13 protein-coding genes, 1 tRNA gene and 1 pseudogene are annotated in these 10,896 nt (G+C 60.3%); 9 read left to right on the top strand and 6 right to left on the bottom strand.

The window, feature by feature from the left end:
* Positions 1–40: 40 nt before the first annotated feature.
* Positions 41–1,474, bottom strand: coding sequence for a M48 family metalloprotease (locus tag BM416_RS10350; protein ID WP_027604315.1), 1,434 nt, complete (start codon positions 1,472–1,474; stop codon positions 41–43).
* A 95-nt stretch (positions 1,475–1,569) separates the two neighbouring features.
* On the opposite strand from BM416_RS10350, the gene BM416_RS10355 reads away from it, so the two are divergent.
* Both BM416_RS10355 and BM416_RS10360 read left to right on the top strand, forming a co-directional pair.
* Entirely contained in the window at positions 1,570–1,809 is a 240-nt protein-coding gene (locus BM416_RS10355) for a sulfurtransferase TusA family protein (protein ID WP_003172483.1), read from the top strand.
* Positions 1,810–1,840: 31 nt separating this feature from the next.
* The gene (locus BM416_RS10360; RefSeq protein ID WP_027604314.1) at positions 1,841–2,911 is read left to right on the top strand and encodes an AI-2E family transporter; all 1,071 of its coding nucleotides are present in this window, start codon (positions 1,841–1,843) and stop codon (positions 2,909–2,911) included.
* 49 nt (positions 2,912–2,960) lie between these two features.
* Here BM416_RS10360 and BM416_RS10365 read toward each other — a convergent pair whose 3' ends face one another.
* Positions 2,961–3,434, bottom strand: coding sequence for a peroxiredoxin (locus BM416_RS10365; protein WP_065928211.1), 474 nt, complete (start codon positions 3,432–3,434; stop codon positions 2,961–2,963).
* 12 nt (positions 3,435–3,446) lie between these two features.
* Positions 3,447–4,007: a glycine cleavage system transcriptional repressor gene (locus BM416_RS10370; RefSeq protein ID WP_003172487.1), complete on the bottom strand. Its 561-nt coding sequence runs from the start codon at positions 4,005–4,007 to the stop codon at positions 3,447–3,449.
* Positions 4,008–4,280: 273 nt separating this feature from the next.
* Here BM416_RS10370 and dapA point away from each other — a divergent pair, with 273 nt between their 5' ends.
* From dapA to BM416_RS10395, 5 genes are all read left to right on the top strand, one after another.
* Positions 4,281–5,159, top strand: a complete 879-nt coding sequence (dapA, locus tag BM416_RS10375) for a 4-hydroxy-tetrahydrodipicolinate synthase (RefSeq protein WP_065928210.1) — start codon at positions 4,281–4,283, stop codon at positions 5,157–5,159.
* Between the two features lie 17 nt (positions 5,160–5,176).
* Complete coding sequence (bamC, locus tag BM416_RS10380; protein WP_027604311.1) at positions 5,177–6,292, top strand: outer membrane protein assembly factor BamC; 1,116 nt, start codon at positions 5,177–5,179, stop codon at positions 6,290–6,292.
* 4 nt (positions 6,293–6,296) lie between these two features.
* Positions 6,297–7,055, top strand: a complete 759-nt coding sequence (locus tag BM416_RS10385; protein ID WP_027604310.1) for an MBL fold metallo-hydrolase — start codon at positions 6,297–6,299, stop codon at positions 7,053–7,055.
* Positions 7,056–7,082: 27 nt separating this feature from the next.
* A complete protein-coding gene (gene purC / locus BM416_RS10390; RefSeq protein ID WP_027604309.1) occupies positions 7,083–7,796 on the top strand; it encodes a phosphoribosylaminoimidazolesuccinocarboxamide synthase in 714 nt (237 codons plus the stop codon).
* Between the two features lie 83 nt (positions 7,797–7,879).
* Positions 7,880–7,969 (top strand) — tRNA-Ser (locus BM416_RS10395).
* A 139-nt stretch (positions 7,970–8,108) separates the two neighbouring features.
* Here the strand turns inward: BM416_RS10395 and BM416_RS10400 are convergent.
* Positions 8,109–8,480, bottom strand: a complete 372-nt coding sequence (locus BM416_RS10400) for a helix-turn-helix domain-containing protein (protein WP_092487900.1) — start codon at positions 8,478–8,480, stop codon at positions 8,109–8,111.
* Between the two features lie 189 nt (positions 8,481–8,669).
* Between BM416_RS10400 and BM416_RS31125 the strand changes: the two are divergent.
* Positions 8,670–9,437, top strand: a pseudogene (locus tag BM416_RS31125) (MCP four helix bundle domain-containing protein); the annotation flags it as partial.
* A gap of 48 nt (positions 9,438–9,485) precedes the next feature.
* The gene (locus tag BM416_RS31130) at positions 9,486–10,295 is read left to right on the top strand and encodes a methyl-accepting chemotaxis protein (RefSeq protein ID WP_371856053.1); all 810 of its coding nucleotides are present in this window, start codon (positions 9,486–9,488) and stop codon (positions 10,293–10,295) included.
* Positions 10,296–10,308: 13 nt separating this feature from the next.
* On the opposite strand, the gene BM416_RS10410 is transcribed toward BM416_RS31130, so the two are convergent.
* Entirely contained in the window at positions 10,309–10,521 is a 213-nt protein-coding gene (locus BM416_RS10410; protein ID WP_092487906.1) for a cold-shock protein, read from the bottom strand.
* A gap of 67 nt (positions 10,522–10,588) precedes the next feature.
* Positions 10,589–10,801, bottom strand: a complete 213-nt coding sequence (locus tag BM416_RS10415) for a cold-shock protein (protein WP_027604304.1) — start codon at positions 10,799–10,801, stop codon at positions 10,589–10,591.
* Positions 10,802–10,896: the final 95 nt, after the last annotated feature.

Here is a 10,896-nt window from a genome sequence, read left to right on the forward strand (position 1 = left end):
TTCGTGTTACGAGGGCGGGGCTTTTTTGTGGGCGATGGGTTTAGCCCATCATGCCTTTAACCAGGCGCTCCTGTTCGATCAACTCACGCTGACGTGCATCGATACGTGACGACAACGGGAAATTGCTGCCGGCGCGACGTTTGGCAAAGTCCAACTGCTGAATCGCCTGCTGGAAGTCGCCCACCAAAGCAAAGTATTCGGCGCGAGCCTGATGCAGGCCGATGATATTGCCCGACAAGCCACGGGTCTCGGCGACCTGGTACCACACATCCGGATCGTCCGGGCGCGACTTGAGCAAGCCATCCAGGGCCTTTTCCGCATCGGCGGTGCGATTCTGTTTAAGCAACAGATCTACCCGAATCTGATTCAGCGGGTAGTTGCCGGGGTATTGGGTCAGCATCCGATCCGTGCGTTGCTGGGCATCGGGCAGGTGGTTGTTGTCGATGTCCAACTGGATCTGCGCCAGGTTGTAGGTGATGTCATTGGGCGCCTTGGCCAGCAAGGGTTGCAGGCTTTCCCGTGCCTGTTTGAACTGGGAGGCTTTGATCTGGGCGATGGCCAGGCCATAGCGCGCCACGTCGTTTTTAGGATTTTCGTCCAGTTGCGCCTGGAAGCGCTTGGCGGCGAGTCCGGAGGTGTCTTCGTATTGCAGTTGTACCCGCGCGCGAATCAGCTGGTAGCGCAGGCTGTCTTCCTTGCCGCCGGCCTTGGCCTGTTCCGCGCGGTTGCGGGTGTCGGCGATACGCGATTCGGTCACCGGGTGAGTCAGCAGGAATTCCGGCGGCTTGGCGTCGAAGCGATACTGACGCATCAGACGTTCGAACATGGTTGGCATGGAGCGCGGGTCGTAGCCGGCTTTCTCCAGGTTGACGATGCCGATACGGTCCGCTTCCTGTTCATTCTGGCGAGAAAATCGTCGTTGTTCCTGGATGGCCGCGGCCTGTGTGCCGGCGATTGCAGCGATCCCGGCATCCCCGGCACCGGCGGCGGCCGCAATGATGCCGCCGAGGAGGGCGGCCATCATCGGGATCTGCATGCGCTGCTGCGCCTCGACACCACGGGCGAAGTGACGCTGGGACAAGTGAGCCAGTTCGTGGGCCAGCACCGACGCGTATTCCCCTTCGGTCTGGGCATTGAGAAACAGGCCTCCGTTCACGCCGACGATACCGCCGGGTGCGGCAAAGGCGTTCAGCTGCGGGCTGTTGATCAGGATGAATTCCAGGCGCCGGTCATTCACCTGGCTGGTTTCCACCAGCTTGTACACGCTCGTTTCGACGTAATCCTTGAGCTGCGGGTCGTTCAACTGCGAGACCTGGCCCCGTAGGTAGGCCAGCCAGGCGCGGCCCAGCTGATATTCCTGTTGCGGCGAGACAATGGCAGAACTGGCGTCGCCAAGTGACGGCAGGTCGTCAGCGAAGCCTGGGGAGGCCAGCAGGCAAGCCAGCGTCAGCAGGGTGGGGCGCAAAAAAGTCATGCACAGAGCCTTTCGACAAAGAGCTTACTGTAGCCGGACACTGAGCTTCGGACCAGATATTCTAAGCACCCCGAATGCGTGCCCGGAGTAAAACCATGACCGACGCTGTAGCCTTTGATGCCGAACTCGATGCCAGCGGCCTCAATTGCCCGTTGCCTCTGCTCAAGGCCAAGCTGGAACTCAATCGATTGGCCAGTGGCGCTGTGCTCAAGGTGATCGCCACCGACGCAGGTTCCCAGCGTGATTTCCGCACCTTCGCCAAGCTGGCCGGCCATACCCTGTTGCATGAAGAAGACGTCGCCGGTGTGTACCGTTACTGGTTGCGCAAGGCCTGAACCGTTTGCCCCTACCACCCGAGGTTGATTGATGTTCAAAGTGTTACGAGACTGGATCCAGCGCTACTTCTCCGATGAAGAAGCCGTGGTGCTGGCGGTCCTGCTGTTTCTGGCCTTTACGGCCGTACTCACCTTGGGAGGCATGCTGGCGCCGGTACTGGCGGGGATGGTGCTGGCTTACCTGATGCAGGGCCTGGTCACCACCCTGGAGCGTCTACGCTTGCCGGGCGGCGCGGCAGTGGGCCTGGTATTCGCCTTGTTCATGGGGCTGCTGGTGGTGTTTGTCGTCGTGGTATTGCCGCTGCTGTGGCACCAACTGATCACGTTGTTCAACGAGTTGCCGGGCATGCTCGCCAAGTGGCAGTCGCTGTTGCTGCTGTTGCCGGAGCGCTACCCGCATCTGGTGTCGGACGAGCAGGTGTTGCAGGCCATAGAAGTGGCACGGGGCGAAATCGGAAAATTCGGGCAATGGGCGCTGACCTTTTCCCTGTCCAGCCTGCCGCTGCTGGTCAACATCATGATCTACCTGGTGCTCGTACCGATCCTGGTGTTCTTCTTCCTCAAGGACCGCGCCATGATCGGACGTTGGGTGAGCGGCTATCTGCCCCGCGAACGAGCGCTGATCACCCGGGTGGCCGAAGAAATGAACCGGCAGATCGCCAACTACATTCGTGGCAAGGTCATCGAGATCATTATCTGCGGGGGCGTTACCTACATCGCGTTTATCGCACTGGACCTCAACTACGCCGCCTTGCTGGCACTGCTGGTGGGGATTTCGGTGGTGGTGCCGTATGTCGGTGCCGTGGTGGTAACAGTGCCGGTGACCTTGATCGCCTTGTTCCAGTGGGGCTGGAGCGACCAGTTCATCTACCTGATGGCGGTCTACGGCATCATCCAGACCCTGGATGGCAACGTGCTGGTGCCGCTGCTGTTCTCGGAGGCGGTCAACCTGCACCCGGTGGCGATCATCTGTGCAGTGCTGTTGTTTGGTGGACTGTGGGGATTCTGGGGGGTGTTCTTTGCGATTCCCCTGGCGACGCTGTTCAAGGCCGTGCTGGATGCGTGGCCGCGGCAGGAGCCGGTGGTGGCACCGTTGTTGTAAGGGGAGGTGCGAATCACTGCTTCATCGCCGCAGTGATCCGCGCTACAGATCAGGCCTTGTTCAACGCCTGGGCTGCGGCCAGAACGGCGTCCACATGGCCCGGCACTTTCACGCCGCGCCATTCCTGGCGCAGCACACCGTCCTTGTCGATCAGGAAGGTGCTGCGATCCACACCCAGGTATTCCTTGCCGTACAGCTTCTTCAGCTTGATGACATCGAACAGCTGGCAGACCGCTTCATCCTTGTCGCTGATCAGCTCGAACGGGAATTCCTGCTTGCCCTTGAAGTTCTCATGGGACTTCACGCTGTCGCGCGACACGCCAAACACCTCTGTGTTGGCGGCCTTGAATGCCGCGTACTGGTCACGGAAACCCTGGCCTTCGGTGGTGCAGCCCGGGGTGCTGTCCTTCGGGTAGAAGTAGATCACCACTTGCTTGCCCTTGAGGGCGGCAAGGCTGAAGGTCTGGCCGCTGGTGGCCTGGGCTTCGAAATCGGCTACGGGTTTGTCGATGACTACCGCCATGAAAAAACTTCCTTACATTGGGTTCTGTGGGCGCCACGGCTCGATCAACGCGTCGAGGTTCAGGGCATCGGCGAAATCCAGGAACTGGTCGCGCAGCCAACTGATCTGCACGCCGGCCGGCAGGGTCACGGTGAAGGTGGCGTTGAGCATGGTGCCGCCGGTCTGCGGGGCCTGGTAGGTGTCGCAGGTCAGGTTCTCCAGTTCGACGTTGTGGTCGATGAAGAACTGGCACAGCTCATTGACGATGTCCGAGCGGTAGGCCGAGCTGACATACGCCACATAAGGAAGCGCCTGCGGGCGATTTTCCAGGGCGGCGCTGCGCACCACGTTGACGGTGAAGTCGTGCTTCTTGGCCAGGCCCGGCAGGCCGGTCTCCAGGCGCGCCAGGGCATCCCAGGTGCCGGAAATCTGCAGGACCAGCGCACTGCACTCGCCATGGCGGGTCAGGCGGGAGGTCACCACGGCACAGCGGTTTTCATGGCTGGCGCGGCACAGGACGTTGGTCAGCTCCATGGGGTTGGCGCCGAGGGCACTGATAACAAGGAATTGTTCGCGAACTGTGGGGGTGGACATGCAGCCTTCCTAAAACGATGAGCGGTCGATACTGTGAGGGCTGTATCGATCAAAGCATGAAGGGTAGCGAAAAGCGTCGCCAAGGGATAGGAGGTGGCGTTTTCATTGCGTGATCCGCCTGATTTTGCCCAGCCTCAACCCGTGCTTTGGCCCAATGATGGCATTGCCCGTCGTTTAGTTGCGCCAGAACGCATCCTCAGGCGGTACTTCGCTTGTACAAGCATCTTGGCGCCAGTACCATTACGGCTCTCTTTTTCCGGCAGGAGCGGTTGCATGATTGCGGGCAGTATGGTGGCACTGGTCACACCCATGGATGCACAAGGTCATCTCGACTGGGACAGCCTGGGCAAACTGGTGGACTTCCACCTGCAAGAAGGCACCAATGCCATCGTGGCGGTCGGCACCACAGGTGAATCGGCCACCCTCGATGTGGAAGAACACATCCAGGTGATCGAATTCGTGGTCAAGCGTGTCGCGGGGCGTATTGCCGTGATCGCCGGCACGGGCGCCAACTCGACGCGCGAAGCCATCGAGCTGACCCGAAACGCCAAGAAAGCCGGCGCCGACGCTTGCCTGCTGGTGACCCCGTACTACAACAAGCCGACCCAGGAAGGCCTGTACCAGCACTTCCGCACCATTGCCGAAGCCGTCGACATCCCGCAGATCCTCTATAACGTGCCGGGTCGTACCGCGTGCGACATGAAGGCCGAGACCGTGATCCGCCTGTCCACCGTGCCGAACATCATCGGCATCAAGGAAGCCACCGGCGACCTGCAGCGCGCCAAGGACATCCTGGCCGGGGTGAGCAGCGATTTCCTGCTGTATTCCGGTGACGACGCCACGGCTGTCGAGCTGATCCTGCTGGGCGGCAAGGGCAATATCTCCGTGACCGCCAACGTGGCCCCGCGCGCCATGAGCGACCTGTGTGCCGCCGCCATCGCCGGCGACGCCGTGACCGCCCGTGCGATCCACGAGAAGCTGATGCCGCTCAACAAGACACTGTTTATCGAATCCAACCCTATTCCCGTGAAGTGGGCGCTGTTCGAGATGGGCCTGATGCCGGACGGTATCCGTCTGCCGCTCACCCGCCTCAGCGAAGCCTGTCACGAACCGCTGCGACAGGCCTTGCGCCAGTCCGGCGTCCTGGTTTAATTGAGGAAGCACTACGCATGAAGCGATTGGCCGGACTTTCCGCACTTGCCTTGATTATCTCCAGCACCAGTGGCTGCGGTTGGATCTGGGGCCCGGAAGGCTACTTCCGTGACCGCGGCAGCGATTACCTGGAAGCACAAGCAACCAAACCGATGCAACTGCCGCCGGACGTCAACGTCGCCAAGCGCCTTGACCCGTTGCTGCCGATTCCACGCAACGTTGCCGACGACACCACCAAGGGTGAATACGTCGTGCCACGTCCACAGCCGATCTCGGCCGTAGCGGATGCCAGCGATTACAGCCTGCAGAAGAGCGGTGATTCGCGTTGGATCGTGGCGCAGCGCCCACCTGCCGAAGTCTGGCCGGTAGCGGTGCAGTTCTTCCAGGACAACGGTTTCCGCATCGACGAGCAGCGCCCGCAGACCGGTGAATTTACCACGGCATGGCAGCAGGGCAGCGAGCTGTCCGCCACTATGGCCAAGCGCCTTCAGGCCGGTGGTGTCGCCGCCGACAGCGAAGCCCGTGTGCGTGTGCGCATCGAGCCGGGCGTACAGCGCAACACCAGTGAAGTCTATGTGGTCAGCGCCGAGCGTCCAGCCGGCAGCACCGCCAACGTCGACTTCACCAACCGCTCGGTCAACACCGGTGTCGACTCGGCATTGGTCGACGAGATGCTGGCCAGCATGAGCCGTATTTCCGAGAAGGGCGGTTCCGTTTCCCTGCTCGCCGCCCGTGATTACGACACCCCGAGCCGCGTCAGCCTCACCGAGGACGGCAGCGGCAACGTGGTGCTGAACCTGGGTGAAGACCTGGATCGCGCCTGGGCCAGCGTCGGCCGCGCGTTGGAGCAAGGCCCTTGGCGTGTTGAAGACATCAACCGGAGCCTGGGCCTGTACTACATCAACGTGGCTGAAAAGGCCGAGCGCAAAGACGAAGAGCCTGGTTTCTTCGGCAAACTGTTCGGCAGCAAGCCGACCAAGGAAGAAATCGAGACCCGCGCCGAGCGTTATCAGGTGCGTTTGAGCAAGGTTGGCGAGACTGTGCAGGTCACCGTCGAGAAGAACATCAACACCGTGGCGCCGGCTGAAACAGCGCGCAAGGTGTTGGGCGTGATTCAGGACAACCTGGGCTGATCCGATGCGTTTTGCCGTTCTCGGCAGCGGTAGCCAAGGGAACGGCACGCTGGTCGCCCATGACGACACGTACGTGCTGGTGGATTGTGGTTTCTCGTTAAAGGAAACCGAGCGGCGCCTGCTGCGCCTGGGGGTTCACCCCTCGCAGCTGAGCGCGATTCTGGTGACCCACGAACATGCCGATCACGTGCATGGCGTGGGTTTGCTGTCTCGGCGCTACAATCTTCCGGTGTACCTCAGTCGCGGCACACTGCGCGGGATGCGCAAACCTATAGAACCCGCAGGTTTCCTGGCCGGTGGCGAGCAGCTGCAAATCGGTGCCCTGAGCATCGATGTGATTGCCGTGGCGCACGACGCCCAGGAACCGACGCAGTATGTATTCAGTGACGGAGAGCGGCGTTTCGGCGTGCTCACCGACCTGGGCTCCTACTGCGCCAAGGTACTGGACGGCTACCGGAACCTCGATGCCTTGATGATCGAGTCCAACCACTGCCGAGACCTGTTGGCTCGCGGTCACTATCCGTACTTTCTCAAGCAACGGGTCGGCGGCGAACTGGGACATTTGAACAACCATCAGGCGGCGTACCTGGTGTATGAGTTGGGCTGGCAAGACCTGCAACACCTGGTCCTGGCCCACTTGAGCAGCAAGAACAACCTGCCGACGCTTGCCCGGCAATGTTTTGTCGACACCCTCGGGTGCGACCCGGACTGGCTGCAACTGGCCGATCAAGATTCAGGGCTCGACTGGCGACATATCGCCTAGCCCACCTCACTCAAAGCGGAGCCCATCATGGAAAAACGTGAAGAACTCTACCGCGGCAAAGCCAAGTCGGTTTACAAGACCGACGACGCCAACCGCCTGATCCTGCTGTTTCGCAACGACACCTCGGCGTTCGACGGCAAGCGCATCGAACAACTTGATCGCAAGGGCATGGTGAACAACAAGTTCAACGCCTTCATCATGCAGAAACTCGAAGCGGCCGGCATTCCGACCCAATTCGACAAACTGCTGGGCGACAACGAGTGCCTGGTGAAGAAGCTGGACATGATCCCGGTGGAATGCGTCGTGCGTAACTACGCCGCCGGCAGCCTGGTCAAGCGCCTGGGCGTGGAAGAGGGCCTCAAGCTCAACCCTTACACGTTCGAGCTGTTCCTGAAGGACGACGCCAAGGGCGACCCGTTCATCAACGAATCCCACGTCGTGGCGTTCGGCTGGGGCACCGCCGAGCAACTGGCACGCATGAAGGAGTTGTCCCTCAAGGTCAACGACGTGCTGAGCAAGCTGTTCGACGACGCAGGCCTGCTGCTGGTGGACTTCAAGCTGGAATTCGGTGTGTTCCACGATGGCTCCATCGTCCTCGGCGACGAATTCAGCCCGGACGGCTGCCGCCTGTGGGACAAGGACACCAAGAAGAAGATGGACAAGGACCGCTTCCGCCAAGGCCTCGGTGATGTGATCGAAGCCTACGAAGAAGTCGCCAAGCGTCTCGGCGTGCCGCTTTAATCGACGCAAGCATCTGATAGCACGGAAAAAAATCTCGTTTGAGCTTTGCTTCCACGAAACAGGCTGTTATGATGCGCGCCGTTGGAGAGATGCCAGAGTGGCCGAATGGGACGGATTCGAAATCCGTTGTACCTTCACCGGTACCTAGGGTTCGAATCCCTATCTCTCCGCCATTACATAGAAAAAGCCCCGTAGCTGAATAAGCTACGGGGCTTTTTCGTTTCTGAGATTTGGGGGCAAGCTACTCGTTCCGAGCAGCAAACAGGGTCGTAGTGGTTGTTTCCAGCAGGCACAACCAACCGTATTCCGTCTTCAAGCATGCCTTACTGGCTTGATCAGGCTTTCTGCTGGAATACCAAACATCTCATGCAGTTTCCAAATCATCGGCAAGGTCAGCGCTCGTTTTCCATTCAGCACTTCATGAACACGATTCTGACGGCCAATGGCGGGAATAAGATCAGCCGCCGACAGGCCAGACTGTTCCATTCTGAAGCGAATGGCATCGATTGGGTTGGGCAGGTCTACGGGAAAGTGTTTGGCTTCATAGGCCTCGATCAGCGTGATCATTACGTCAAAGTAATCACCTTCCGGGGTGCCGGGTTCTGGTTCGTTGTCGAACAGCGCAGAGACAGACTTGAGCGCGTCCTTGTAATCCTGTTCGGTGTGGATAGGTCGGATGTTCATGGGTTACTCCGTTTCGTCATCTTTGATGTGTTCCCAGTATTCTCGTGGGCATCATGCTCGGCGACGCTGCAAATAACTCACTGATATTTATAACTTCCCATTTCCTGGGTGTACGTCCCTCAAGTCTTTATCCAAACGGCCGAAACACTCTCGTACGACATCGTATCCCTAATAAGAGAGTCCCCCCTAATGTCCCTTCGCAGCCTGTCCATCGCCCGCCGTGCGGGTCTGGGTTTTGCCCTGATTGCTTTGCTCGTGGCCCTGCTGGGGTTTTTTGCACTGTCGAACATGGCAAGCATCCGCGCCAGCGCGGTGCAGGTGGAAAGCGGGCTGGTGCCGAAGATGCGGCTGGTGGCGGACATTCGTGAAATCATGCTGCGCATTCGTACGATCTCTTTGCGCATGGCCCTGGACCCGAACCCGGCGAGCATCCCGCAATACCGTAGCCAGATGGACACCCGCAGCCAGGACCTGAGCAAACGGCTGGCCGACCTCGATGCAGTGATCGACACCCCCGAAGTACGCACGCTCTATGACCAGTTCCAGGTTTCGCTGCGCCAATACCAGCAAGGGCTGGCGCAGTCGTTTATCCTTGCCGACAAGCAGCAGGGCGCCGAGCTCAACAAGCTGTTGCTGGTGGATATGAAAACCGTGGTTGATGGCTCCGGGGCCCAACTCAATGCCCTGGCCGACTACTACAACGCCCAGATCAACCAGCAAGGCCAGGCGGCCGAATCGCAGTACGGCCGTTCGCGCACCATGGTGTTCGGCTTTGTGATCGTGGCCGGGTTGAGCACCGTGCTGCTGGCCTGGTTGCTCACGCGCAGCATTGTCGGCCCGCTCAGTCATGCCGTACGGGCTGCCGAGAACGTTGCCCAAGGTGACCTGACCCAAACGGTGGACGTGAGCGGCGACGACGAAGTGACGCGCCTGCTCGTGGCACTCAAGACCATGCAGGCCAACCTGCGCGGGACCTTGCAACTGATTCGCCAGTCGGCCGGGCAGATGGCGTCATCGGCCACCGACCTCAACGGTATCACCGACCAGAGCAGCCGCAGCCTGCAAAAGCAGACCGCTGAAATCGAGCAGGCCGCCACCGCCGTCAACGAGATGACCTCGGCGGCGGATGAGGTAGCGCGCAATGCGGTGTCCACCTCCGAGTCCACTCGCCTTTCCAATGAAACCGCACGCGAAGGCCAGCACCGTGTGGGTGAAACCGTCAGCGCCATTCAAGCCCTGAGCACCAACATCGGCGAAACCTCGACCCTGGTGCAGAACCTCGCCGAGCAATCGCGGGATATCGGCAAGGTGCTCGATGTGATCCGCTCCATCGCCGAGCAGACCAACCTGCTGGCACTCAACGCTGCGATCGAGGCGGCGCGGGCCGGTGAGTCCGGGCGTGGCTTTGCGGTGGTGGCTGATGAAGTCCGTGCACTGGCCCACCGTACCCAGCAATCGACCCTGGAAATCGACCAGATGGTGACCGCGATGCGCACGGGGTCCAACGACGCGTTGAGCTCGATGCAGTCGAGTACCCAGCGTGCCACCGACACTCTGGCATTGGCTGAGGGCGCGGGCGGCGCATTGAGCCAGATCACCGACTCCATCGACCAGATCCACCAGCGCAACCTGGTCATCGCCAGCGCCGCCGAGGAGCAGGCCCAGGTGGCCAAGGAAGTCGATCGCAATATCGTCAATATTCGCGACCTGTCTGCACAATCTTCTTCCGGCGCCGGGCAGATCAATGGATCGAGCCGAGAACTGGCGCAGCTGGCCGTTTCCTTGAACGAAGCCGTCGCAAGGTTTCAGCTGTAGTGACATGCGCGGGCTAGTTCAGTGTCGACTCGTCCACGATCTCGATATTGACGGCCTGCCAGTCGCCGCCCGGGCCCCTGACCAATTCGTAGGTGACCGTCTGCCCCTCGTGCAGCCGCCGGCCACCCTGGGCGGTGGTGGCGCTGCGAAAGAAAATGTCCTGCTCATCGTAGGCGGCAGTCTTGCTGCTGATGGAGATTGCAGTCTGTGGAGTTTTCCTGGGCATGGCCGTTCTCCTTTCCAGTGCAATAGGTGGCCCGTCGGGGCAGGCATGTCTGCGGGCATCAAGCGGGTCAGGACACGATTTGGACTTTATCGGCCTGCATGCCTTTCTGGCCCTGTACGGCTTCGAAGGTGACCTTCTGGCCCTCCTTCAATGTTTTGAACCCGTTGCCCTCGATTGCCCTGAAGTGGACGAACAGGTCGGGGCCGCTCTCCGGTGTGATGAATCCGTAACCCTTTTCATCGTTGAACCACTTCACTGTGCCGTTCTGTCTGTCGCTCATTCTTGGTGTCCTCGAACCGGTGTGCCCCGCTGCTGATTCGTCGCGGTACCCATAAGCAAAGTCCCGAAGCCACTGCTCGTCAACGCGCCACGGGA

The sequence above is a fragment of the Pseudomonas sp. NFACC42-2 genome, from assembly GCF_900116055.1.
GTDB lineage: Bacteria > Pseudomonadota > Gammaproteobacteria > Pseudomonadales > Pseudomonadaceae > Aquipseudomonas > Aquipseudomonas marginalis.

Coding starts and splice junctions, on each gene's coding strand:
- BM416_RS10350 (WP_027604315.1), bottom strand. CDS start 1,474: ATGACTTTTTTGCGCCCCACCCTGCTGACGCTGGCTTGCCTGCTGGCC.
- BM416_RS10385 (WP_027604310.1), top strand. CDS start 6,297: ATGCGTTTTGCCGTTCTCGGCAGCGGTAGCCAAGGGAACGGCACGCTG.
- BM416_RS10355 (WP_003172483.1), top strand. CDS start 1,570: ATGACCGACGCTGTAGCCTTTGATGCCGAACTCGATGCCAGCGGCCTC.
- BM416_RS10410 (WP_092487906.1), bottom strand. CDS start 10,521: ATGCCCAGGAAAACTCCACAGACTGCAATCTCCATCAGCAGCAAGACT.
- dapA (WP_065928210.1), top strand. CDS start 4,281: ATGATTGCGGGCAGTATGGTGGCACTGGTCACACCCATGGATGCACAA.
- purC (WP_027604309.1), top strand. CDS start 7,083: ATGGAAAAACGTGAAGAACTCTACCGCGGCAAAGCCAAGTCGGTTTAC.
- BM416_RS31130 (WP_371856053.1), top strand. CDS start 9,486: ATGGCGTCATCGGCCACCGACCTCAACGGTATCACCGACCAGAGCAGC.
- BM416_RS10400 (WP_092487900.1), bottom strand. CDS start 8,480: ATGAACATCCGACCTATCCACACCGAACAGGATTACAAGGACGCGCTC.
- BM416_RS10360 (WP_027604314.1), top strand. CDS start 1,841: ATGTTCAAAGTGTTACGAGACTGGATCCAGCGCTACTTCTCCGATGAA.
- BM416_RS10365 (WP_065928211.1), bottom strand. CDS start 3,434: ATGGCGGTAGTCATCGACAAACCCGTAGCCGATTTCGAAGCCCAGGCC.
- bamC (WP_027604311.1), top strand. CDS start 5,177: ATGAAGCGATTGGCCGGACTTTCCGCACTTGCCTTGATTATCTCCAGC.
- BM416_RS10370 (WP_003172487.1), bottom strand. CDS start 4,007: ATGTCCACCCCCACAGTTCGCGAACAATTCCTTGTTATCAGTGCCCTC.
- BM416_RS10415 (WP_027604304.1), bottom strand. CDS start 10,801: ATGAGCGACAGACAGAACGGCACAGTGAAGTGGTTCAACGATGAAAAG.